The 22897-nt window shown below is 70.5% G+C and carries 21 protein-coding genes; 14 read left to right on the top strand and 7 right to left on the bottom strand.

Translation table 11 applies throughout. The features are described from left to right. Positions 1-5 precede the first annotated feature (5 nt). Both AB0F88_RS03435 and AB0F88_RS03430 read right to left on the bottom strand, forming a co-directional pair. Positions 6-2402, bottom strand: a complete 2397-nt coding sequence (locus tag AB0F88_RS03435; protein ID WP_362676878.1) for a helicase-associated domain-containing protein — start codon at positions 2400-2402, stop codon at positions 6-8. A 382-nt stretch (positions 2403-2784) separates the two neighbouring features. Then, on the bottom strand, positions 2785-3216 hold the full coding sequence (locus AB0F88_RS03430; protein ID WP_362676876.1) for an ATP-binding protein: 432 nt from the start codon (positions 3214-3216) through the stop codon (positions 2785-2787). Positions 3217-3532: 316 nt separating this feature from the next. Between AB0F88_RS03430 and AB0F88_RS03425 the strand changes: the two genes are divergently transcribed. From AB0F88_RS03425 to AB0F88_RS03415, 3 genes are all read left to right on the top strand, one after another. Continuing rightward, entirely contained in the window at positions 3533-4393 is an 861-nt protein-coding gene (locus tag AB0F88_RS03425; protein ID WP_362677934.1) for a helix-turn-helix transcriptional regulator, read from the top strand. Continuing rightward, entirely contained in the window at positions 4394-4630 is a 237-nt protein-coding gene (locus tag AB0F88_RS03420) for a DUF397 domain-containing protein (RefSeq protein ID WP_329092568.1), read from the top strand. 177 nt (positions 4631-4807) lie between these two features. Next, entirely contained in the window at positions 4808-5011 is a 204-nt protein-coding gene (locus tag AB0F88_RS03415; RefSeq protein ID WP_350970701.1) for a hypothetical protein, read from the top strand. 142 nt (positions 5012-5153) lie between these two features. Here the strand turns inward: AB0F88_RS03415 and AB0F88_RS03410 are convergent, their stop codons facing one another. Next, positions 5154-5735, bottom strand: coding sequence for a histidine phosphatase family protein (locus tag AB0F88_RS03410; RefSeq protein ID WP_362676873.1), 582 nt, complete (start codon positions 5733-5735; stop codon positions 5154-5156). A gap of 157 nt (positions 5736-5892) precedes the next feature. Here AB0F88_RS03410 and AB0F88_RS03405 point away from each other — a divergent pair, with 157 nt between their 5' ends. The 9 genes from AB0F88_RS03405 (at position 5893) to AB0F88_RS03365 (ending at position 16018) form a co-directional block, all read left to right on the top strand. Continuing rightward, a complete protein-coding gene (locus AB0F88_RS03405) occupies positions 5893-6747 on the top strand; it encodes a Gfo/Idh/MocA family oxidoreductase (protein WP_362676871.1) in 855 nt (284 codons plus the stop codon). Positions 6748-7216: 469 nt separating this feature from the next. Beyond that, positions 7217-8143, top strand: a complete 927-nt coding sequence (locus AB0F88_RS03400; RefSeq protein WP_362677932.1) for an ABC transporter substrate-binding protein — start codon at positions 7217-7219, stop codon at positions 8141-8143. A 23-nt stretch (positions 8144-8166) separates the two neighbouring features. Next, entirely contained in the window at positions 8167-9360 is a 1194-nt protein-coding gene (locus AB0F88_RS03395) for an iron ABC transporter permease (protein ID WP_362676869.1), read from the top strand. Between the two features lie 148 nt (positions 9361-9508). Then, positions 9509-10282: an ABC transporter ATP-binding protein gene (locus AB0F88_RS03390; RefSeq protein ID WP_362676867.1), complete on the top strand. Its 774-nt coding sequence runs from the start codon at positions 9509-9511 to the stop codon at positions 10280-10282. A 91-nt stretch (positions 10283-10373) separates the two neighbouring features. Beyond that, entirely contained in the window at positions 10374-11039 is a 666-nt protein-coding gene (locus AB0F88_RS03385; protein WP_362677930.1) for an adenosylcobinamide amidohydrolase, read from the top strand. A gap of 68 nt (positions 11040-11107) precedes the next feature. Then, positions 11108-11692, top strand: coding sequence for a Uma2 family endonuclease (locus tag AB0F88_RS03380; RefSeq protein WP_362676865.1), 585 nt, complete (start codon positions 11108-11110; stop codon positions 11690-11692). Between the two features lie 285 nt (positions 11693-11977). Beyond that, a complete protein-coding gene (locus AB0F88_RS03375) occupies positions 11978-13594 on the top strand; it encodes a hypothetical protein (protein WP_362676862.1) in 1617 nt (538 codons plus the stop codon). Continuing rightward, positions 13594-15177 carry a serine/threonine-protein kinase gene (locus AB0F88_RS03370; RefSeq protein WP_362676860.1) on the top strand — a complete coding sequence of 528 codons (1584 nt, stop codon included), beginning with the start codon at positions 13594-13596 and terminating at the stop codon, positions 15175-15177. Before AB0F88_RS03375 ends, AB0F88_RS03370 begins: the two co-directional genes overlap by 1 nt. Before the next feature lie 178 nt (positions 15178-15355). Next, a complete protein-coding gene (locus tag AB0F88_RS03365) occupies positions 15356-16018 on the top strand; it encodes a response regulator transcription factor (protein ID WP_362676858.1) in 663 nt (220 codons plus the stop codon). Here the strand turns inward: AB0F88_RS03365 and AB0F88_RS03360 are convergent. After that, positions 15958-16671, bottom strand: a complete 714-nt coding sequence (locus AB0F88_RS03360; RefSeq protein WP_362676856.1) for a hypothetical protein — start codon at positions 16669-16671, stop codon at positions 15958-15960. The genes AB0F88_RS03365 and AB0F88_RS03360 overlap by 61 nt on opposite strands. 205 nt (positions 16672-16876) lie before the next feature. Between AB0F88_RS03360 and gdhA the strand changes: the two genes are divergently transcribed. Continuing rightward, a complete protein-coding gene (gene gdhA / locus AB0F88_RS03355) occupies positions 16877-18220 on the top strand; it encodes an NADP-specific glutamate dehydrogenase (protein ID WP_362676854.1) in 1344 nt (447 codons plus the stop codon). A 174-nt stretch (positions 18221-18394) separates the two neighbouring features. Here the strand turns inward: gdhA and AB0F88_RS03350 are convergent, their stop codons facing one another. Together AB0F88_RS03350 and AB0F88_RS03345 are read right to left on the bottom strand one after the other, a co-directional pair. Next, complete coding sequence (locus tag AB0F88_RS03350; protein ID WP_362676851.1) at positions 18395-19777, bottom strand: hypothetical protein; 1383 nt, start codon at positions 19775-19777, stop codon at positions 18395-18397. A 690-nt stretch (positions 19778-20467) separates the two neighbouring features. Beyond that, positions 20468-21064 carry a helix-turn-helix domain-containing protein gene (locus tag AB0F88_RS03345; protein ID WP_362676849.1) on the bottom strand — a complete coding sequence of 199 codons (597 nt, stop codon included), beginning with the start codon at positions 21062-21064 and terminating at the stop codon, positions 20468-20470. A 56-nt stretch (positions 21065-21120) separates the two neighbouring features. On the opposite strand from AB0F88_RS03345, the gene AB0F88_RS03340 reads away from it, so the two are divergent. Beyond that, positions 21121-21924, top strand: a complete 804-nt coding sequence (locus AB0F88_RS03340; protein WP_362676847.1) for an SDR family NAD(P)-dependent oxidoreductase — start codon at positions 21121-21123, stop codon at positions 21922-21924. Between the two features lie 135 nt (positions 21925-22059). Here AB0F88_RS03340 and AB0F88_RS03335 read toward each other — a convergent pair whose 3' ends face one another. After that, the gene (locus AB0F88_RS03335; RefSeq protein ID WP_362676845.1) at positions 22060-22620 is read right to left on the bottom strand and encodes a hypothetical protein; all 561 of its coding nucleotides are present in this window, start codon (positions 22618-22620) and stop codon (positions 22060-22062) included. Positions 22621-22897 lie beyond the last annotated feature (277 nt).

Raw genomic sequence — 22897 nt, 5'->3', positions numbered from 1 at the left:
CCGGATCAGGCGTAGGTGCCGCGGACCTCGACGATGTCGGCCAGCGGGAACTCCAGGTAGTCGCCCGCCTCCTCGCACCACGCGTCGAGCACGCCGCTGCGCAGCTCGCCGTGGCTGATGGTGGCGGTCAGGCCGTCGGTCAGCGTGATCGCCGCCCGTACGCCGCGGTCGACGACGAAGCCGAGCAGCGACTGCTGGGCGGTCGGCAGGCGGGAGGCCATCCGGCCGATGACCGCCCACGTCCTGCCGACGGACTGGGAGGCCTCGCCCTCGGCGACGAGCAGGCGCTGGGCATGCTCGTGCGGGTCGGGAGGCGGTTCCACCAGCGGGTACGAAGGCTGCTCGAACTCGGCCACCCGGCCCCCGGGAAGCAGGATCAGCCGCCCGTTCTGCGGCTCCTCGACGCGGGCCCTGCGGATGGTGATCTCACCGGTGTCCTCGATCGGCACCGGCGCGTAGCCGTTCTCCCGCAGCGCCGCCAGGGTCTTGTCGGCGGGCACCGAGCTGGCCAGCACGGTCGGGGCGAGCAGCCGCAGGCCCAGCCTGCCCAGCCGCCGGTGCCCGGCGATCTCGGCGAGCAGTGCCGGGTCGGAGGCCTGCACGATGCAGGCGACCGTGGTCACCGTGACCTCGCCGTGCCGCCTGGCCACGTCGTGTATCAGGTAGTCGAGGGGCTGCGGCACCGTGCCCACCTCCGCGAGGTCCGCCAGCAGGCCCTCGGCGGTGTAACCGGAGTCCATGGCCCGGCGCACGCTGGCCGGGGTGAACCGCCACACCGAGGCCGCGCCCCGCGACTCGCGTTCCGCGGTCCGGTCGAGCAGCTCGGCGAGCTCCCCGGCGGGCGGGCCGGTCACCACGGCGGTGAGGTCGGCACCGAAGAGCGCGCTGCGCCGCACGCTGGCCAGCGCCCTGGTGGAGCACTCGACCAGCACGGGGTCGTTCTCCACGATGGGCGAGGAGTCGTCGATCTCGTCGCCGGGGAAGGCGTCCAGCCCGGCCATCGCCCGGCCGAGGTCGGTGATCGTGTCGAGGGCGACCAGCCCGAGCACGCGGGCCTCCTCCAGCACGGCGGGGGCGCACTCGGCCAGCAGCGACTGGTCCAGCAGCGGGGCGTGCCAGTGCGCGGACCTGACCAGCCCCGCCCGGTCGGTGCACGCCGTGCTGGCGGGCAGCCGGGCCAGCACGCCGAGCAGCGCCCGCCGGGCGCGGGCGACCATGGCTCCGGCCGGGTCGTCGCCGAGCACCGTGCCGTACTTGCCGTCGACCTTCCGCAGCGACGAGCGCTCCATCCGCCACCACGCCGACAGCAGCACCCTGAGCCTGGCGGCGGCGTCGTCCAGCCGCCAGCGGTCGAACTTCTCGGTGGGCACCAGCCCGCCGGCGGACTCGTCCCAGGCCAGCAGGCGGGCCACCGCGCAGACCTCGAGCAGCAGCCGGGTCTCGTCCTCGTCGCAGCCGGTGTCCTTGGCCACCCGCCGGACCTCGCGCACCCCGACCCCGCCCGCCTTGAGCAGCGGCAGCGGGAACTTGGCGGTGTTCTCCAGCATGGCGGCGCAGCGCTCCACCACGTGCGGGGCGGCCAGCGTCATCAGGTGGTCGACGGCCTCGGGGTCGACGGGGATGGTGGCGAGGTCGGGCGGGGCGGGGGTGAAGGGCGGGTGGTAGTCGGGGCCGCGCAGCGCGAGCGCCACCTCGCGGGGCATCTCGGCCACGTTCCAGCTGGGACGGAAGAGCAGCCCGTGGTCGGCCGCCCACTTCTCGGGGGCGCCGGGCACCACGAACCTGCCGCCGTCCACGTCGCGGACCGGGCCGTCCCAGGCGAACTCGTCCAGCAGCCGCCTCGCGCCCTCCGGGGCCCTCTCCAGCAGCGCGGTCACCCGCGCCGGGTCGGAGAGGATCTCGGTGACCCTGGTGACCGTGCGCCGCTTGGGGCCGTGCGGCAGGCCGAGCGTCCTGGCCAGCCCGCGCAGCGCGTCGGCGCTGACCGTCCAGGAGTTCAGATAGTGGGGGAGCGGCTCACCGAGCCCGCAGGGCGCCGCCCACCACCGGGCGACCCCCTCCGCCACCCGGATGCGGCCCTCGCCGTCCGGCCACGCCAGCGCGTGGTCGAACAGCAGGTCGAGCCAGGGCGACACCTCGGCCTCGGGCACGCCCATGAACCGGGCGACCGTCTCCGGCCCGGCCTGCTCGCCGAGGGCGAGTGACGCCTGTGCCACCTCCAGGGAGGGCAGCGGCAGCCCGCGCATGACCTCCATCACCGCGAACCCGTTGCCCAGCCGCTGCGCCAGGGTGTCCAGGCGGCGCGGCCACGGTGGGGCGATGGCGTCCAGCCGGTTGGCCAGAACTCGGGCGAGCCGTTCTTCGTCGAGGGTTTTCAACCAGCCGAGCAGGTGATCGTCCATCTCGCAGCTCTCTCAGGAATCTCGCGCGGGGACTCTCCGTGAGCCATAAACATCCACGGTAATGCAGAGGGCATCTCTGACGGCATCTACCGCGCAGAATGCGATGCGTTATAGAGCTCTCCGTCCGGTTCTGATCGGTCCCGGGGCCGCGAGGCGGGAGGGGTGGCGGCCCCGGGACCGATCGGCGCCTCTGAAAGGGGAAGGGGCGGCGCCGTCCGGAAGGGGTTCGGTGGAGGTCCTGGAAAGGCGGGGAAGGTCGTCGGGCCCGGGGAGGACCTGGGGGCCGGGGGGTACGGGCGGACCGGAGGGCGTTCCGCGGGCCGGCCGGGGGAAGGGGGCCGGTTCGGCGGATCGCCCGGAGGGACTGCGGGCGGTGAGGGAGCTACGGGTGGTCGAGGGGGCCGGGCTCCTCGGGGAGGCCCGTTCTGAGGACGGCCCACACGATCTTGCCGTACGGGGCCAGTGGTGCCCAGCCCCAGCGGAGGCTCAGCGACTCGACGATGTGCAGCCCGAGACCGCCGATGTCGAGGGGAGAGGGATCGCGGAGCGCGGGGAAGCCGGCTCCCGGGTCGTTGAGCGTGCAGGCGACCAGCCCGCCGCGCCGGAGCAGGGAGAGACGGATCGGCTCCCTGGCCCGTGACTCGGCCAGTCTCAGGCCGTGTCTGAAGGCGTTGGTCGCGAGCTCCGAGACCACCAGCTCCATGTTCTCGCTCAGTTCACCGAGGCTCCATCCGGTGAGAGTGCCCGTCGCGAAGCTGCGGGCGGAGTGGACGGACTCGGCGTGGGGCGGGAGCACGAAGGTGGCGCTGGCCATGGCTGCCGGGGATCCGGAAAGGAGATCGCGCGCGGAATCGGGCCACCAGCCGGCGGGGGGCCACCAGTCGAGCGCCGTCCATGACGTTGACGCTCGGGGAGGCGCGGTTTGGGCGGACTGCACAGCCGCCATCATGCTGCAAACTCCCGTGCAGGTGCAAGAGCGAATGCACGTGCATAAGGTGTGTGCAACCGCTACCGTTACCCATGATTGGGTGATTACGGACGAAAGGGGATCTTGGTCGTGGCCGAGGATTCTTAGGTCACGAAGTGACAGACTGTCGATCAGGAAAGCGAGCGAGGAGCACCACGTGTCCATGGATCCGCCCGGTACCGGTTCCACTGTTCGGCGAATCATGCTCGGAGCGAGCCTGCGCCGGCTGCGTGAGGAGAAGGGACTCGCCCGTGAGGCCGCGGGATTTCACATCCGCGCCTCCGAGTCCAAGATCAGCCGCATGGAACTCGGCCGCGTCGGCTTCAAGACACGTGACGTGGAAGACCTGCTCACCCTGTACGGCGTGCTCGACGACGCAGAACGGCGCGGCCTGCTGGAGATGGTCCGCGAGGCGAACACCCCGGGCTGGTGGCACAAGTACGGCGACCTGTTGCCGCACTGGTTCACCACCTACGTGGGGCTGGAGGAGGCGACGAACATGATCCGCACCTACGAGGTGCAGTTCATTCCCGGCCTGCTGCAGACGTCCGCCTACGCGCACACCGTGATCCGGTTGGGCTACCCGGACGTGCCGGAGGCGGAGATCGAGCGTCGTGTGCATATGCGCATGCAGCGGCAGGATCGCCTGACGAAGAAAGACGGCCCCCGGTTGTGGGCGGTCATCGACGAGGCGGCCCTGAGGCGTCCCATCGGAGGCAAGGAGATCATGCGTGAACAACTCCAGCACCTGCTGGAAGTGTCCTCGCTTCCCAACATCACCCTTCAGGTGATGCCCTTTCGATTCGGCATGCACGCGGCCGAGGGTGGTGCGTTCAGCATCTTGCGGTTTCCCGAGTCCGACCTGTCGGACGTCGTCTATGTCGAGCAGCTCTGGGGTGCCCTCTACCTGGATAAACGTGAGGATATCGATCCATATCTCACGGCCATGGAGCAGTTGTGCGTGGAAAGCACCACGCCCGGGGGCACCGCCGAGATCCTCGGCGACCTTCTCAGAGAGATGTAAATGAAGCAGACCTACAACGGCATGCCCGCCACTGACCTTGCCGGGGCCAGCTGGCGCAAGAGCCGCCACAGCAACTCGACGGGTAACTGCGTCGAACTGGCCGAGCTGTCGGACGGCAGCATCGCGGTCCGTAATTCGCGTTTCCCCGAGGGGCCTGCCCTGATCTACACGCGGGATGAGATTCGCGCCCTGGTACTCGGGGTGAAGGATGGGGAGTTCGACGGTTTAACGGTGTAACACCGTTTTTACATCAGGGCCGCCAGGTTAACCGTGGCGCGCTTGTGACGTAACCGGGGGAGTGGATCGGCACGGAAGAGTTTGAGATCACAGTGATTGGGGGCTCAAACCGTGCTCGACCAGATGACCTTGTATCCGGTTGCCGACGACGTGTTGTTCGCACCAGGCGGGCGCGTCGTGATCCGCACTTACGGCGTCGCCTCGGCGGCGACCGGGGAGGGTACGCCCACTCCGGTGTCCTACCGCACATGGGTCACCGGAGTGCGCGACCAGCCGCGTTACTGGCGTTGGGGTCACTTCGAGGACGCCTGCCACGGACATCGCAAGGTCCTCGAATGGCTGACGGGCAGGGGCCCCCAGCCCGTCGAGCTCGCCGCCTGAACGAGATCTCCTCGCCGTACGGCGTGATCGAGCCCGGCCGGGACGCGAGGGCCGGGAGGTTTCCCGCGGGCCAGGGGCGCGGGGTTCTCCTCGCGGCGCCCTCCCCGCCCCCGGCCGCTCTCCGGCCCCGGCCCTTCCGGGGTCAGACGGGGGCGTTCCAGGCGAGGACCACCGGCTCGCCGTGCTCGAAGCCGAGCCGGGAGTAGGTCCCCGTGTCCAGGCGGAACAGACGCCCGTCCTGCGGGGGCAGTCCGAGCCAGCGGGCGCACAGCACCCGCAGGTAGTGCCCGTGGGCGACCACGACCACGTCCCCCTCGACCGCCCTGGCGCGGGCGATCACCCGGTCGGCGCGGGCGCCGACCTGCTCCGCGCTCTCGCCGGGATGGCCGGAGTCGCCGGGGACGACACCGTCGCGCCACAGGTACCAGCCGGGACGGCTCTCGCGGATCGTGGCGGTGGTGACGCCCTCGTACCCGCCGTAGTCCCATTCCCACAGGTCGGGCTCGGTCTCGGGGTCGCCGATCCCGGCCAGCTCGGCGGTGTCCCTCGCGCGCCTGGCCGGGCTCACCAGGGCCAGGTCGAACGTCCGGCCCGCGATCAGCGGGGCCAGCGCCCGCGCCTGGTCCTCGCCCTTGGCGGTCAGCGGCAGGTCGGTGAGCCCGGTGTGCCGGCCGTCCCGGCTCCACTCGGTCTCGCCGTGCCGCAGCAGAGTCATCTGGTTCATCGTGGTTCCCATCATGCCGGTACGGATGGTTCGCCGGTGACCCGCCGGTGGCATACGGGTGGCATACCGGTGGCGTGTCGGTAGCGCGCCGGCGGCGGGGCGCGGAACACCCTCCGGGGCACGCGATCACGGTGGGAGAGCGTGCGAAACTGGATCGGTGACGTTATCTGTGGGTCTGGTAGGCGCCGGACCGTGGGCCGAGATGGTGCACGCGCCGATGCTGGCGGCTGGTCCGAACACGCGTCTGGCGGGCGTGTGGGCTCGTCGCCCCGAGGCCGCGGCCAGGTTCGGCGCCCCGGTCTTCGAGCGGATCGAGGAACTCTTCGACAACTGCGAGGCGGTCGCGTTCTCGGTGCCGCCCGCGGTCCAGGCCGAGCTGGGGGTGCGTGCCGCCAAGGCGGGCAAGGCGCTGCTGCTGGAGAAACCGCTCGCCGCCGACCTGGACGGAGCCCGGCGGCTGGCCGAGGCGGTCGCCGAGGCGGGGGTGGCCTCGCAGATGGTCCTCACCTGGCGTTACTCGCCCGCCACCCGTGCCTTCCTGGCCAGGGTCTCGGCCATCGAGCCGTTCGGCGGAAGGGCGGCCAACATCTCCGGCGCGATGCTCGGCGGAGCCTTCGCCACCTCCTGGCGGCTGGAGCGCGGCGCGATCCTCGACGTCGGCCCGCACATGATCGACATGCTCGACGTGGCGCTCGGCAGGGTCGTCGGGGTCCGGGCGCACGGTAACCCGCTGGGCTGGGTCGGCCTGCTGCTGGAGCACGAGACCGGCGCGGTCAGCGAGGCGTCGCTGTGCATGAGCGTGCCGGGGGAGAACCCGCCCTCCGACGTCGAGATCTACGGGCGTCTCGGCAGGGAGTCCCTGGACGGCACCCGGTTGGGCTCCGACGTCTTCTCCCTCATGCTCGCCGAGTTCGCGCTGACCGTACGGCGCGGTGGCGGCCACCCGCTGGACGCCGCGCACGGCCTGCGCCTGCAGGAGATCATCGCCGCCGCCGAGGAGCAACTCGGCTGAGGAGCAACTCGGCTGAGGAGCAACTCGGCTGAGGAGCAACTCGGCTGAGGAGCAACCGGTCGAGGAGCAACTGGGCCGAGGAGCAACTCAGCCGAGGAGCAACGGGCTGAGGAGCGGCTCGGGTCGAGGACGGTTCGCCGGAGGACACGGGCCGAAAACCCCCTGACCCCGGGGACCCTGGGAGGACCTTCGGGGGGATTGATACCGTTCCTCTGACGCGTGGCGTGAGCGAAGTCCGGTGTGAGCCCGGCGCTGTCCCGCAACTGTCATGGCCCTCAGGGGTCGAGCCAGGTCGCCTCCGCCGCGTCGACGCCGACCCTCGTGGAAAAGGGTGACCCGTCTTTCCTGGGTCCCTCGGTTCCGGCAACTGAAAGGACCTCGTGTGAGGCCCGTACGCAGCGCCCTCGCTGCCCTCGCTGCCCCTGCTGCCCCTGCTGCCCCCGCCGCCCCCGCAGCCCTCGCCGGTGCCCTGCTCGCCGCGCTGGCCCTCGCCGGATGCGGCCAGAGCACCTCCGCCTCGCCCCCCGCCGCCTCCGCGAGCTCCGCGACCGCGGCGGCCACCCCCTCGGCGGCGGGATTCCCCGTCACCGTCGAGGCGGGCAACGGCCCCGTCGCCGTCGCCAAGCGGCCCGAGCGGATCGTCTCGCTGTCGCCGAGTGCCACCGAGAGCCTGTTCGCGATCGGCGCCGGACCGCAGGTCGTGGCGGTGGACGACCAGTCCAACCATCCCGCCGACGCGCCGAAGAGCGACCTGTCCGGCTTCAAGCCGAACGTGGAGGCGATCATCGCCAGGAAGCCCGACCTGGTCGTGGTCGCCAACGACGCCGACAGCGTCGTGGCGGCGCTGGGCAAGGTCGGCGTCCCCGTGCTGCTGGAGCCCGCCGCCACCAAGCTCGACGAGGCCTACGACCAGATCACCGACCTCGGCGCCGCCACCGGCAACGGCGACAGGGCCGCCGAGCTCGTCGCCGGGATGAGGAAGCAGCTCGACGAGATCACCGCCGCCGCGCCGAAGGATGCGAAGCTCACCTACTACCACGAGCTGGACACCACTCCTTATTCGGCCACCTCCACCACCTTCATCGGACAGATCTACGGGCTGTTCGGCATGACCAACATCGCCGACGAGGCTCCCGACGCGGCCGGGGGCTACCCCAAGCTCTCCGCCGAGTTCGTCGCCAAGGCCGACCCCGACCTCGTCTTCCTGGCCGACACCAAGTGCTGCGGCCAGTCCAGGGACACCCTCGCCAAGCGCCCCGGCTGGTCCAAGCTCTCCGCCGTCAAGAACGACCAGGTCGTCCTCCTCGACGACGACGTCGCCTCCCGCTGGGGCCCGCGCGTCGTCGACCTCGCCAGGCAGATCGGTGACGCCGTCCAGAAGGTGGCGGCAGGCTGACCGGCGTCAAGAAGAAACGAGAAATGCTCTCCCCCCGCCCCGAAGGACGAGGCATCCGCCCCGGGCACCCGGTGAGTCCCGGAGACGCGTCCCCGGAGCCGTCGTCCCCCGGTACGGACACCGGTACGGGTGAAGGCGCCGGCACGGACACCGGCACCGGTGTGACCTGGGAGGCCGGTGGTCGGGGAAGGCAGGCGGCACGGCTGAGCCCGCTGGTGACGCTCTCGGCCGTGGGCGTGCTCCTGGCGAGCATGTTCGCCGGGCTGCTGGCCGGCGCGGCGGGCATCGCGCCGCGCGGCGTGATGCTCCAGGTGCTCGACTGGCTGCCGTTCGTCTCGGTGGACTCGGGGCTGGCCCCGGTCGAGCTGGGCCTGCTGACCGAGCTGCGGCTGCCCCGGGTCCTGCTCGCCGCGATCGTCGGCGGCCTGCTGGCCGTCGCCGGAGCCGGCTACCAGGGCGTCTTCCGCAACCCGCTCGCGGACCCCTACCTGCTGGGAGCCGCCGCGGGCGCGGGTCTGACGACCACAGCGGCGATCGTCTTCACCGGCGGCGACATCGAGGCGATCGGCATTCCCGCCGCGGCCTTCGCCGGGGCCGTCGGCGGCGTGCTGCTCGCCTACGCGCTGGGCAGCGCGGCGGGCCGGGGCGGCGGCACCGCCACGCTGGTCCTCGCGGGCGTCGCGGTCACGTCCTTCCTCACCGCGATCCAGACGTTCCTGCAGCAGCTCAGGGTGGAGGAACTCCAGCGCATCTACGCCTGGATCCTCGGCGACGTCGGCGGCGGCTGGGCCCAGGTCACGCTCGTCGCCCCGTACGCCGCCGTCTCGGTGGTGGTCATGCTGCTGCACGGCAGGCTCCTCGACGTGCTCTCGGTCGGCGACGACGAGGCGGTCACCCTCGGACTGAACGCCGCCCGCGTCCGCCTCGTCGTCCTGCTCGCCGCCTCGCTGGCCACCGCGGCGGCCGTCGCGGTCAGCGGGCTGATCGGCTTCGTCGGCCTCGTCGTGCCGCACGTGGTCCGCCGCCTGGCCGGGGCGTCGTACCGGATCGTGCTGCCGATCTCGCTGATCGGCGGGGCCGCCTTCCTGATCCTCGCCGACCTGGTCGCCAGGACCGTGCTCGCCCCCGCCGAGCTGCCCATCGGGGTGGTGACCGCCTTCGTCGGCGCGCCGTTCTTCGTGGCCGTGCTGCGCGTGACCCGCCGGGTGGAGACGTGACGCCGCGCGCGAGCGGCGGGGGGAGGGCGCCGGCCCGCCCGCACGGTGAGCGCGCCACCGGGACCCGCGCGCCGCGCGAGGAGAAGCCGCGCGAGGAGAAGCCGCGCGAGGAGAAGCCGCGCGAAGGGGAGAAACGGAGGGGAGACCGGTGAGCCACCTCGTGGTGAGGGACCTGTCGGTCGTGATGGACCGGCGCGCGGTGCTGTCCGGCGTCGGCCTCGACGTACGGGACGGCGGCTGGCTCGCCGTCATCGGCGCCAACGGCGCGGGCAAGTCGACGCTGCTGCGCGCCCTGGCGGGAGTGCTGCCCTTCGAGGGCGAGGTGCTCGTCGACGACGTGCCGCTCAGACAACTCAAGCCCAGGGAGCGGGCCAGGCTGCTGGCCTGCGCCCCGCAGTCCCCGGCGCTGCCGGCCGACATGACCGTGTTCGACTACGCCCTGCTCGGCCGCACCCCGTACATCACCTACCTGGGCCGCGAGAGCCGCCACGACCGCGAGGTGACCGCCTCGGTGCTGGAGCGGCTGGACCTGTCCTCCCTCGCCGCGCGGCGGCTCGCCCACCTGTCCGGCGGCGAGCGCCAGCGCGTCGTGCTCGCCAGGGCGCTGGCCCAGCAGGCCCCGGTGCTCCTGCTCGACGAGCCCACCACGGCCCTCGACCTGGGGCACCAGCAACAGGTGCTGGAGCTCGTGGACCGGCTCCGGCTGGCCGACGGGCTGACCGTCGTCACGACCCTGCACGACCTGAGCCTCGCGGGCCAGTACGCCGACTCGATGATGCTGCTCTCGGGCGGCCGGGTGGCCGCCTCCGGCACCCCTGCCGAGGTGCTCACCGGGGAGCTGATCGGTGAGCACTTCGACGCCCGCGTCCGCGTCGCGGCCGGTCCCGGCGGCAGGCCCGAGGTCCACCTGGAGCGCCCTTGAGCGGGGCCGTGACGCGCCGGAGGCGTTCGTGAGCGGGTTCGAGGCGCACCTGGACGCCACCGGGCGGATCCGGGGCCCACACGGATCGTCCCTGAGACTGAGCCACCGCGACGAGGACGGCGCCCGGTTGGCCGCGCTGCTGTGGGAGTTCGGCCCCGGCTGGCGGGCGATCTCCTCGGCCATGGTCGGCGGCGGCATCGGCCCGGTCGCCTGGCTGCTCAACGCGCAGGTGGTCGCCGGATACTCGCGGATGGACCCGGTGGACCACCTGCTGGAGCTGGCCCCGCCGGGACCCGGGGTCGGCATGCTCACCGCGGCATCGGTCGACCACTTCACCCGGGCCCGCGACGGGGGAGCGGAGGTCGTGGCGACCGTCGGCCTGCGCGTCCCCACCTGGGCGGCCGCCCCGGAAGGCGCCGCCGACCCCGAGCTGGCCCCCGTGTTCCTGCCGGGAACGATCAACATCGCGGTCGCCGTACCGGTCGCCATGAGCGACGCCGCCCTGGTCAACGCGGTCATGACGGTGACCGAGGCCAAGACCCAGGCCCTGCTGGAGGCCGGTTTCCCCTGCACGGGGACCGCCTCCGACGCCGTCTGCGTGGCCGCCCCCGATCGTGTTCCCGGCGCTCCCGGCGGCCCCGAGGAGCTCTTCGGCGGCCCCCGCTCCACCTGGGGCGCCCGCATCGCCCGCGCCGTGCACACCGCCGTCCGCCAGGGCGCCCGGCGATGGGCGGAACGTGACACATCGGCTACTTAAAGTAGGGAGATTGCGGGAAGTAGCATGTGGGCGAGGGCGAGACTCCCGATACTGAGCAGGTGACCGCGATGGCGACGACGGAGCCGACGACCAGGCGGACGGTTCTCCACGGAGAGCCGCCGTTCACTGTCGACGACCTGCTCACGTTTCCCGACGACGGGAACCGCTACGAGCTCTTCAACGGGAGCCTGCTGGTGAGTCCCTCTCCTGTCCCCCTGCACCAGCGTGCGATCGCGCGTCTTCTCCTGATCCTCGAAGACGCCGCGCCGCCGGAGTTCGAGCCGCTGCCGGACGTCAACCTCCGGGTGAGCAGGCGCGACTCCTTCATCCCCGACCTTGTCGTGGTGTCCGCGGGGGCCGTCGACGAGACGGAATTGATGTTCGCGCCGCGCCACATCCTCCTGGCCGTCGAGATGGTCAGCCCGAGCACCCAGGCACGAGACCGCCACCTCAAGAGGGCCGCCTACGCGGCGGCCGGGATCCCCGCCTACTGGCGGATCGAGCTGTCCGAGGGGCCGTCCGTCCACGTTCACGAGCTCGCCGGTGACGAGTACAAGGCGGCGGAGAAGCACGAGGCCGGAGAGGTGGCGAACCTGCTCGCCCCGTTCGAGGTCTCCTTCGATCCCGCCGTGCTGCTGCGTCCCCGAAGCTGAGGCGACCGAGCCCGAGAGGGCGGGCTTCTCCTGCGGACCGATCTTCGTACGGTATACGTTGTCGCGCCGGGGGTCCGCTCAGGATTAGACTTTGCGTAACTGTCCGCGACGGGGCGTGGGCGTGACGATAGGCCGTAAAACGGGATGGTCAGGACGGGGTGGCGATGCCCTGCTCATGGCCTTTCACTGGTGATGGCGGAAAAGAAAGTCAAGCCCTCGGGGCTGGACGGTTCACTTATTCACCCTCGTTTGCGACCCTGGTCCTATCCCCGGTAGGGAGTGGCGATGCGGCGGTTCGGTTCGGCGCTGGTGGTGTTCGGTGGGCTCTCCTTGGTGATCGCCGGGGTGACCCCCGCCCTGGCTCACGAGCACCCCAGTGGAATCACCGACCTGGTGACCCCCGCGGTGGTCAGGATCGAGGCGACGGCGAAGGTCGACATCACGTTGCTCGACCACATCGGCGAGCTGGTTCACGTGGAGCGTTCCTACGAGGTGCCGATCGGCAGCGGCACCGGCACCGTGATCAACCCCGAGGGTGGCATGGTCACCCTCACCCGGGTGGTCAAGAGCGACCGCGACGTCCGGGTCTACGCCGCCAACAAGATCTTCGCCGCGCACCACAAGGTCAAGATCCCCGAGGACTTCGAGCGGCACAAGCTCAAGGACGATCAGCTCAACCACCACCTGCAGGAGTGTTACCCGCCCAAGCAGCCCACCGCCACCTGCATCATCGACGTCACCACCGAGATCACGGTCTTCCCCAACATCTCCTCCGCCGACAAGGAGGGGTTCAAGGCCGAGATCGCCCGCACCGGTGACAAACCCGACAGCCCCGCGGTGCTGAGGCCCGTCGGCCGCGCCGACGGGAGCGCGGGCCTGCCCACCGCCCCGCTCGCCGGCGCGGTGCCCGCCAAGGAGGGGTCGCCGGTGGCGGTCGCGGGGTTCACCGGGCGGCCCGCCGCGAACCTGCCGGAGACCGTCGACATCGCCCACCTGCGGGCGGGCGGCGCCGTAGAGGGCGGCCGGGAGTTCAAGGACCCGGAGAACAAGGTCAACGAGCCGGAGAAGCTGGGCGCCCTGGTCGACAAGGGCCTGCTCGGCGGCCCGGTGATCGAGGACAAGAAGGGCGAGGTCGTCGGCATGCTGATCGGCGGCGGCAAGGACGCCCGGATGATCGGCATCCGCGAGGTCACCAAGGCCCTGGCCGAGGCGGACGTCGCGCCCGCCAGAGGCCCGATCGACGCCGCCTTCGAGCAGGCGCTGACCCGCTTCCACACCCACTACTACGGTGACGCCGTCCCCGCCTTCCAGCGCGTGCTGGAGCTCTACCCGGGCCACACCGTGGCGGCCGCGCACCTGAAGACGTCGCAGGCCAAGCGCGGCACCGCCGAGGACGAGGGCACCAAGGGGGCGGCCACCTCCACCGACCTGCCCCGGGGGGGCCCGCCCCTGTGGCCGTTCCTCGTCGGCGGCGGCCTGCTGGTGCTGGCCGTGCTGACCACCGCGATCCTGCTCTGGCGCCGCGGGTCGCAGGACCCCGATCCCGAGCCCGAGCCGGGTCCGACCGCGGAGACCCGGCCCCCGGTCCCGACCTCGCCACCGATACCGATACCGGCGCCACCGCGACCGGCCTTCGACGAGCAGGCCGACTCCACGGTCGTCGTCGGTCGCTCCTTCCCGGCGCTGCCCAAGATCTCCTCCACCCCCGGCCAGCCGGTGCTGGTGGCACGCGATCCGGGCCACAACACGGCTCCCGGCCACAGCACGGGGCCGGGTGCCGCCACGGGGCCGGGGACGAAACCCGGCGACACGGTGGTGCAGAGATACTGCACGGGCTGCGGGATGCGGCTGGGCCCCGCCCACAGCTTCTGCGCCTACTGCGGCCAGCCGACCAAGACGTGATGTCCGTGAACGACAGGGCGCTGATCGGCCGGGAAGTGGCCGGCTACCAGATCGAGGACATCATCGGCAAGGGCGGCATGGCCGTCGTCTATCTCGCGATCGACTCCAGGCTCAACCGCCGGGTGGCACTGAAGATCCTCAATCCGCTGCTCGGCGAGGACGACCGGTTCCGCCAGCGCTTCGTGCTGGAGTCGCGCACGGTCGCGAGCATCGACCACCCCAACATCATCCCGATCTACGAGGCCGACAGCGCGGACGACGGCACCCTCTACATCGCGATGCGTTACGTCGACGGCCCCGACCTGCGCAAGCTCTTCTACGACCGGGGCCTGATGCCGGTCAGCCAGGTCAGCCGGATCTTCGCCCAGGTGGCCGCCGCGCTCGACACCGCGCACGCCCACGACCTGGTCCACCGCGACGTCAAGCCCGCCAACATCCTGATCGCCGCCCACACCGAGGGCGACCACGCCTATCTCACCGACTTCGGCATCACCAAGCACCGCACCTCGATCTCCGGGCTGACCCAGACCAACCAGTTCATCGGCACCCCCCGATACATGTCGCCCGAGCAGATCAACAAGGAGCACATCGACGGCCGCTGCGACCAGTACGGCCTGGCCTGCGTGGTCTACGAGGCGCTGTCCGGGCGGCTGCCCTTCCAGCGTGACAACGAGATCGCCCTGCTCTGGGCGCATCTCGCCGAGACCCCCACGCCGCTCACCACGCTTCGTCCCGAGCTGCCGCTCGAGGTCGACGGCGTCATGATGCGGGCCCTGGCCAAGTCGCCCGAGCAGCGCTACGACACCTGCGGCCAGTTCATCGCCGAACTGCGCGACGCGATCAGCGGCGCCGGCCAGCCGTACCAGCTCGTGCAGGCCCCCTACGCGCCGACGGCCCCGGCGGCGTCCAGGACGTCCGAGACGACCGAGGCGTCCGGCGCGCGGAAGGTGCCGAAGAAGAAGCCCGCGTACGGCGGGAAGGGCATCCTCATCGGCGCGGCCGTGGCGATCACGGCGATCGTCGCGCTGGTGGCGGTGCTCGCGACGTTCCTGCGCGGCGACGACACCTGGGTGGCGTACGAGGGTTCGTCCGCGGTGCCGGTCGCCTTCCAGTACCCCGGGACCTGGACCCTCGAGCCGCACGCCGACGTGTTCGTGGCGGCCTCGCCGAAGGTGGAGCAGTTCCGCGCGCTGTTCGCCACGCCCGTCACCGCCGACTGGGCCGCGGCGAACGAGATCATCAAGGACGCCCCCCAGGACGCCACCGGCTTCTACGCGCAGACGCTCGACACCCTCGACCCGCTCAGCGGCGCCAAGCAGTTGCAGGAGACCCTGCAGTCCTCGCTTCCCGGGACGGTCAGCGTCTTCTCCCAGGTCGTCCAGGTGAGCGTGGGCGGGCGAAACGCCTCGCGCCTGCAGGGGACGATCGCCGACCCGCAGCGCGGCGGCCAGCTCGAGTTCACCGGCTGGGTCGTCGAACGGCAGGACGAGCCCGCTCTCCTGATCTACTTCTGCTCCTCCGGCAGGTGTGACGACGCGGTCGCCAACCGGTTCGTGCGGAGTGTGTCGTTCCCGGCGTCCTGATCCGCTGACTTGTGTCCCACTTGTGAGCGGCTTGTCCGGGCGTTTTGTCCTATGGGCAAGACGGTCACCAGGCTTTAGTCTCCCCGCATGGCGGTTCTCCTTCCCCCTTTCCCGGCCCCGCGGGTGCGGGTCGCCCGGCCCCGGAACGAGGTGTCCAGCCGCCTGACAAGGAGGAGACGTGAACATCCGCGTCGTGATCGCCGACGACCAGGCGATGGTCCGCGCCGGGCTGAAACTCCTCGTGGAGAGCGAGCCCGGCCTGGAGGTGGTCGGTGAGGCCCCCGACGGGGTCGAGGCCCTCGCCGTGGTCCGCCGCACCAGGCCCGACATCGTGCTGATGGACATCTCGATGCCGCGGATGGACGGCCTCACCGCCGCCAGGCAGCTGCTGGGCCGGCCGGACCCGCCGAAGGTCGTGATGCTGACGACCTTCGACACCGACGAGAACCTCTACGCCGCGCTCCGCGCCGGGACCAGCGGGTTCCTGCTCAAGGTCTCGCCGCCCGAGCAGCTCGTGGAGGCCATCCGGGTCGTCGTCGCCGGGGACGCCCTGCTCGACCCGGCCGTCACCACCCGCGTCATCGCCTCCTTCGCCGGACGCCACGACCCCGCGCCCCCGCCGCAGCTGGCCGACCTCACCCCGCGCGAGCTGGAGGTGCTGCGCTCCCTGGCGCGCGGCCTGACCAACGCCGAGATCGCCGGGAAGCTCTTCGTCGGTGAGGCCACGGTCAAGACCCACGTGGCGCGGGTGCTGATGAAGCTCCACCTGCGCGACCGGGCTCAGGCGGTGGTGTTCGCGTACGAGTCGGGTGTGGTCCGGCCGGGAGCGGCCGTCGGGTAGTACGAGATCCACTCCTCGCGGCTCATCCGGAGCATCCTCACCCCGACCCAGCCGACCGCGCCCGCCGTCGCGGCCCAGAACGGCACCGTCACGGGCCCGTACTCGGTCACCATCGAGCCCGCGGAGGACAGTACGGCGACGAGCGGCACCGCCCAGTGCGCGAACCCGGCCCGCCAGACCCCGATCAGCAGGACCGGCAGGCCGAAGATCGCGAAGAACAGCCACGGCATCTGGAAGCCGAAGACGACGCCGGGCAGGTCCAGCATCTCGCCGAGGATCCTCTCGCTCTCCGCGGGGGTGTGGTGCCGCCCGAGCCACCACTCCACCGGGTCGGTCATCAGCAGGGCCGACCCGTTGACGTAGCCGAGGATGGTCAGGGTGCCCGCGAGGTGCCCGAAGACCACGGCGCGGCGGCGCATCACGTGCAGCAGGCCGAAGACCGACAGGCCCGCCAGCAGGTAGGACCAGTGGTAGAGCACCGACTGCACCTGGGACAGCACGGGGTCGGCGCCGTAGCTGACCGCCTCGCGCTCGTCGCCCCAGGTTCCGGGGTCGACGAGGAGGGCGGCGAGCTGGAGCAGCGGGGCGGCGATCAGCAACACGCCGGAGGCGACGCGCCGGAAGTCGGCCGAGTCCTTTGAGTTTTTGAACATGATTCTCCCTGCCTGTGCGGGACTGTGACGGTCTGTCAGCCAGGAAGGTAGGGGTGGGGCCCCCGCGGGGTCGTCAACCGCGGGGTTGATCTGGGATCCCCCTGCTGGGGTAAGAAGGTCTCAACATGGGCCGATCAAGGATGTGAGTCGCTCGCCTCGAAGGCCCGGATCGCAGTTCGTGAACCCACGACCGGAAAGACGCGTGATGTTGCACGAGAAACTGAATTCGATCTACGACAGCGTCCTGCGCCGCAACCCGGGGGAGGCCGAGTTCCACCAGGCCGTCCGCGAGGTTCTGGAGAGCATCGGGCCGGTCCTCGGCAAGCACCCCGAGTACGCCGAATCCAAGATCATCGAGCGAATCTGCGAGCCGGAGCGGCAGATCATCTTCCGGGTGCCGTGGGAGGACGACCAGGGTGAGGTGCACATCAACCGCGGCTTCCGGGTCGAGTTCAACAGCGCCCTCGGGCCCTACAAGGGCGGACTGCGTTTTCATCCCTCGGTCTACCTGGGCATCGTCAAGTTCCTCGGCTTCGAGCAGATCTTCAAGAACGGCCTGACCGGCCTGCCGATCGGCGGGGGCAAGGGCGGTTCGGACTTCGACCCCAAGGGCCGCTCCCAGCGCGAGGTCATGCGCTTCTGCCAGAGCTTCATGACCGAGCTCTACCGGCACATCGGCGAGTACACCGACGTCCCCGCCGGGGACATCGGCGTCGGCCAGCGCGAGGTCGGCTACCTGTTCGGCCAGTACAAGCGCATCACCAACCGGTACGAGTCCGGGGTGATCACCGGCAAGGGGATCGGCTACGGCGGCGCCCAGGTCCGCACCGAGGCGACCGGGTACGGCTGCGCGTTCTTCGTCGACGAGATGCTGAAGGCGCGCGGCACCTCCTTCGAGGGCAAGCGCGTCGTCGTCTCCGGCTCGGGCAACGTCGCCGTCCACGCGATCGAGAAGATGCAGCAGCTCGGCGGCACCGTGGTCGCCTGTTCCGACTCCTCGGGGTACGTCGTCGACGAGAAGGGCATCGACCTTGACCTGCTCAAGCAGGTCAAGCAGATCGAGCGCCTGCGGATGGACGTCTACGCCGAGCGCCGCGGCGGCGTCGTGTCCTTCGTGCCGGGGCGGAGCATCTGGGAGGTGCCGTGCGAGGTGGCGATACCGTCGGCCACCCAGAACGAGATCACCGGCAGGGACGCCGAATCCCTGGTGCGCGGCGGGTGTGTCGCGGTCGGCGAGGGCGCCAACATGCCCACCACGCCGGAGGGCATCCGGATCTTCCAGGAGGCGGGTGTCGCCTTCGGCCCGGGCAAGGCCGCCAACGCGGGCGGCGTGGCCACCAGCGCGCTGGAGATGCAGCAGAACGCCAGCCGCGACTCCTGGACCTTCGAGTTCTCCGAGCACCGCCTTCAGGAGATCATGAAGGACATCCACGGCCGCTGCCTGCAGAGCGCCGCCGAGTACGGCATGCCGGGCAACTACGTGGCCGGGGCCAACATCGACGGCTTCAAGCGCGTCGCCGACGCGATGCTCGCCCTCGGCCTGATCTGAGGTTGAGGCGCCCGTACCCGGTCACCGTCGAGCCGGCGGAGGAGAGGACGGCGACGAGCGGTGCCGCCCGGAGCGCGAACCCGGCCCGCCGGACCCGATCAGCGGGACCGGCGGGCCGGAGATCGCGCAGAACAGCCACGGCGCCGGGAGAGCGAATCGACGCCGTGGCCCTTGTCAGGGGGTGGGCAGGCCGCTGTCCAGCCGGCACCCGTCGGTGGTCCGCGTGTTGTCACAACGGTTGAGCTGGAGACTGTCCGCCACGTAGGCGAAGGACTGGCCGTTCGGGCTCACCACCGACAGTTGCACGGTTGCCGCGCCGGCCGGTGCGATCGCCGAGACGTTGTGCTCCGCCCAATCGGAGGTCAGGGCGTGGAGCGAGCCGTCACCGTTCGAGATGAGCGCGTTCGACGCGTTGTACCAGGAGAGCCGCAGCTTGACGTCGCCGGAGGTGGCGGTCGTCAGCCGGACGAAGAACTTGTACCGTTGCCCCGGCGTCACCTGGGGCCTGCGAGTGACCGACAGGATCCCCTCGGCCCACGACTGGACGTTCACGGTCAGGGACCGCCGGCCGTCGTAGTAGCGGGCCGACACCTGGTTGTCCGTTCCGGGGGAAGTGACCTGCGGCCATCCGCCGCCGGAGAAGGTGAAGCCCGTGGGGTACCCATACGGCGCGTCCGCCTCGATCGTGCGTTCCTGCGCGGTCAGCAGGTCGTTGCTGTACCCCACGTCGCAGCAGACCGGCGGGGTGAGCATCGACCAGGTGGCGAGGTTGGCCTTGCGAGGATGCGGATAGGCGCTCGTGTAGAACACGGCCGTGGTCTCGCTCGGGTCGTAGTAGTTGTTGAACTCCTGGTCCACCTGCCAGGTGTGCCACTGGGTGGACATGACGTCGGCGTCCTCATGGAGGACCGTCTCGGTGACCTTGGCGTGGTCGACGTCGAACAGGTGGATGAACTCGTGCAGCATGGTCGCGCTGTCCCAGTCGTCGGTCGCCGCGACGCAGAGGAGTTCGCAGAAGGCCTGAGCCGTCCCGTCGAAGTCCTCGAACACCATGTAGGTACGGTTGGTGGGGTCGTAGCCCGCAGCCACCAGATCGTCCTCGACGACGTCCGCGGCGGTCTCGCCGCCGATCACCCCGTTCTCGATCTTCTCCGGCACCACGAGGGCGCGTGCGTAACCCGCGTAGCCGCCGGTGTCGTAGCCGGTCCGGCAGCTCAGATTGACGTGCTGGTCGTAGTTCGTGGACGTGTCCAGCGACCAGTCCACCCGGTCGACGATCTTGGCGATCTTCTCGACGAAGTCCTCGTAGTGGTTCCCGGACTCCTCGTGCCAGGCATAGATCACCTGGACCGCAGGGACACTCCCCGCGGCGTTCGCGGGGTCGGACAGTGTGGTGGCACAGCCTCGCTTGGGAATGCTTGCGTCCGCCGGTTGGACGTAGGGGACATCGGGTTCGGTGCCGATGGGATTGAAATCGGCGTGTGCCGTATCCGCCATCAGGACGACGAACACCACCGCGACCAGCGCGGACATGAATTGCTTGAATCGTGCTGACAAAGGATTTTCCTCCGATGGTTTACCGTGCCGCGACGCCGTGAACACCCATGGCGGGTTCCCGGGAATTCCGGTGCCACTTCGGGTGTGATCTCCGGCGGTACGCCGGTAAGAATGACTTGAGTGGCGACATCGGCTCTAAATGTGATTCTTCTCACTGGGCCGAGAAACTTCGCCTGGAATAAAGTTCGCGTGGGTTTGTGTTCCCCCGTGCTCGACCAGCCCCGTGAGCAGCGGTGATGACATGGTGAGCGAGGCTGAGAACCGCTGGTCCAGCCACCGAAATCCCGGCCCAGGTCAACGGGATTCGGGCAGGTCGGATCAGAAGTCGCTCGTACGACCGGTGGCTGGGCACCGCCGGTCCTTGCGAGCCTCGAATCTCATCCCGAAGAGACGTGTCCTGAATGTATGCGGGCGATGACCGCCTCACGTCTTTGCCTAGGAATCATCGGTCCAGGCAAACGTAAACAACATCTGTTTCGGTCCGGTGTCGTAACGAGTCCCCCTTTTGTTACTGATCACCGGCAAAGTGTAGGCATTTGAAGTTGAAGGGCGGATGTCGCGAAGGGGGGTTACCGCTGACGGCTGAGTGCCGTTTGCCGGACCGGAGGTATGAAATAGCCGAAAAATAGCCGTTTGATACGGCGAATGCAGAACAGGATCTCCGGAGGCCGTGACTCGCGAAGTCCTCCCTCAGCACTCACCCATCGCGGCACGCGTCTGCGACGGCGACATGGGCGGGACGGGCAGCGGATGGGCCGCGCCGGCGCGCAGGCCGTCGAGGGTGAGGGCCAGGTGCCGCCGCCAGACGCCGGGAGCGACGCGGAACGTCGCGCGCACGGTCGCCGCGACCCCCCAGATCACGAACGCCATGTCGTCGAGCGTGACGTCGTCCCGCAGGTCGCCGGACTCCTGGGCGCGCTCGACGATCCGCCGCATCAGCGCGTACCCCGCGCCGGTGTCGGCCGTGGCGCCGCGTACGGCGAGATCGTTGTAGCCGAGGTCGGCGGCCTGCAGCTCGCACACGCCGGTGACGAACGCGACGAACCCCTCCCAGGCGTCGTCCATCGCGAGTGAGCTCGTGGCCAGGCCGGCGACCGTCGCCACCCGGTCCTCGAACACCGCCGCCACCAGCTCGGCGCGCGTGGGGAAGCGGTTGTACAGCGTCCCGATGCTCACCCCCGCCGCCCGCGCGATCTCCTCGAGCGGCACGTCGAGCCCCCGGTCGGCGAAGAGCCGCCTGGCCGCCAGGAGGAGACGCTCGCGGTTGTGGAGGGCGTCCTTGCGCATACCGGGAATCCTCGCTTAAGTTGAGGCCAATCTCAACTTGAGGAAGGTCTCAACTTATGCGACGGACCATCGTGATCACCGGCGGCACGAGCGGCATCGGGAAGGAACTCGCCCGGCACCACGCGGAGCGGGGCGACCTGGTCGTCGCCGTGAGCAGTGGCGAGGCGGGCGGCCGGCGTCTGCGCGAGGACGTGCCCGCGGCGCGCTTCGTCCAGGCCGACCTCAGCTCCATCCGGCAGACCCGCGACCTGGTCGAGCGGCTCCGCGACGAGCACCCGGTGATCGACGCGCTGGTGCTCGGCGCCTTCAGGTACAACCTGGCGAGGGTCGAGACCGAGGAGGGGTTCGAGCACACCTTCGCCCTGTCCGTGCTCAGCCGCTGGCTGATGGCCGAGGGCCTGCGCGAATCCCTGGAGAGGGCGCCGGCGCCCGTGATCGTCAACCTGTGCGGCGTCGGGGGCATCCGCGCGGGACGGATCCACTGGGACGACCTGCAGTTCACCAGGGACTACCGGCCCTTCAAGGTGACGATGCAGGGCGCCAGGGCCGGGGAGCTGCTGGCCTCGGTCTACGCCGCCGAGCGGACGAGCTACGTGCTCTACAACCCGCTGTTCGTGGCGACCGGGCTGTTCGAACCCTTCCGGCAGCCGGTACGCGGTCTCATACGGGTGATGTCGGCCCTGTTCGCCCAGCCGGTGGCCAAGGCCGTGCCGCCGATCGCCGCGCTCATCGACCGGCCCCCGGCCGGGCCGCTCGCCGCCTACCGCAGGGGCAGGCCCATCGCGTTCACCGCCGACCGCGACCAGGCGCTGAGGTTCGAGAAGGCCGTACGCGCGATGGTGGCACCGTTCTCCGGATGATCGTCTCCGGACGCTCGGCGCTGTGCCGGGCGGCCGGGCGGGCGATCATGACGGGGCTCCCGATCGGCGGCGTCTCGGGCGGCCGGCCGGTCGCGGCAGGCCCCGCGCTCCGAGGCCTGCCGGTCGGACCTGCGCTCAGCCCGCGCCGGGGACGACGGCGGTCTTCTCCTTGAAGTCGTAGCCGTTCTTCACGGCGTTCTGCCGCAGGCCGTCGAAGGAGTTCTTGCCGGCCTCGAGGTCGGCCTCGGTGGCGGTGCCGTTCTTCAGCTTGTCGGTCAGGTTGCTGAAGCTGTCGGTGACCGTTTTGACGCTCTTGCACATTGTCGGGTTGGCCAGGGCGAAACGCCTGGCGACCTTCAGTTCGTGAACGGTGAAAAGCCCGGCCAGGGCGGCCTTCGCGAAGGTCCGCTTCCGCTTCTCCGCTCCGGCCTTGAACCCACCGCTCCGCAACGGTTTGTAGATGTAGCGATAGAAGGCTCCCAGCGCGAGACCCGCGTGCAGCGCGAAGCGGGTCTTGGCGAACCTCTTGGTGTTGGCGCCGACCGGGCACTCGTCCGCGGTGTACTCCTGGGCGGTGTCCGTCGCGGGGAGGTCCGCGGCGGGCGGAAGGGCCGCGGGCGGCGAGGTCGCGACCACGACGGCCTCGGGTCTCACCGCGGCCGGCCTGTCGCCGCCGCAGCCACCGATCAGTGTCACGGCCAGCAGTGCCGCTGCCGGGACGGCAACGGATCGGGCACTCCGTACAGGCATCTTCCCCCCTGGATGACGGTTACGGTGTCGCCTTTCGACCTCTTTGTACCCTTTGTGGTTACTCCAACACGTTCGGTGAAGGGGGCTTCCGTGGTCGGTCGACCGCCGCTCGTGCGGGGCGGTCAGGAGCAGGAAGGTAGGCGGCCGACCCCCGCCGGGTCGTCCGTCGCCGGGCTGATCCGAGGTCTCTTGCGAGGTAAGAGGTCCTGGCCACGGACCGGTT

This window comes from Streptosporangium sp. NPDC023963 (assembly GCF_040639135.1).
In the GTDB taxonomy this organism is placed as follows: domain Bacteria; phylum Actinomycetota; class Actinomycetes; order Streptosporangiales; family Streptosporangiaceae; genus Streptosporangium.
The sequence above is the reverse complement of the archived record's forward strand: the minus strand, read 5'-3'. Positions and strand labels throughout refer to the sequence as shown.